We start from the raw sequence: 805 nt of genomic DNA on the forward strand, positions 1-805 counted from the left end.
GCAGCGACTTCCCCCTAACAGCACATCGAGAACATCAGATACACTGAGTGCTCTTGAAACTCGATTGGCGAGCTTGCCCCCAAGAGTAAACGACCGCAAGAAAGCGATACCTGAACATATACAAAGCATCGATAAAGCCTTGAAAAAAATTGACGCGCTGACCGTTAAGATTGCAGCACTTTATTCTAGAATCGATGGTGCATTCACTAATGACGCGAACAATGCCTTTGAACGTTTTGATGAGCGACTGCATAAGCATTACGAGCAAGCCGAACTTGGTTTTATACAAATACTAGAATCTCACGCCCGTCTGACTACAAAACGAACAAATCTGCTTGATGGGAGGTACCAATAGTGCCTTGGCTGATCGTTTGTGTGTCAATTCTTGCTTCTCTGAACTCAAGCTATCTTTTGGCAAATGAGAGTTTTACTGTCAATTTTGGCGAGTCTGCGAAAGCGGAGAAGATTGGTGATTTACGACCTCGTGTTTTAGCGCTCGATAAGAAACCGATTCCCGATGTCTCGGTTAAATATGTAATGAAACGCTATCGAAAGCTTTTCGAAACCGCGCAAAGTCCAGAAGTACGTATTGAAGCATTGAATCGCTTGAATAATTTGAGCGCGAGTTATGGCGTATCAGAGAAAGGTCTGACGGTAGATCCTTACGTTCACGCTGACGTCGTGCTCGATACCTATCAAAAGATTGTTGATTCTGGTGATACATATCAGCGCATGGATGAGTTGTTGTATCAGACAGCAAAAGCAACAACATTTACGGGTGACATACTAGAATCGATCAAGCGAT

Annotated in this window: 2 protein-coding genes; both read left to right on the forward strand. The window is 43.6% G+C overall.

What is annotated here, in order from left to right; translation table 11 throughout:
* Positions 1–355, forward strand: a 355-nt coding sequence (locus A3738_RS30765) for a hypothetical protein (RefSeq protein WP_197473687.1), incomplete at its 5' end; no start/stop codon positions are given.
* Positions 355–805, forward strand: a 451-nt coding sequence (locus tag A3738_RS07745; RefSeq protein ID WP_197473688.1) for a hypothetical protein, incomplete at its 3' end; no start/stop codon positions are given. The genes A3738_RS30765 and A3738_RS07745, both read left to right, overlap by 1 nt.

It is taken from the genome of Oleiphilus sp. HI0066 (assembly GCF_001635725.1).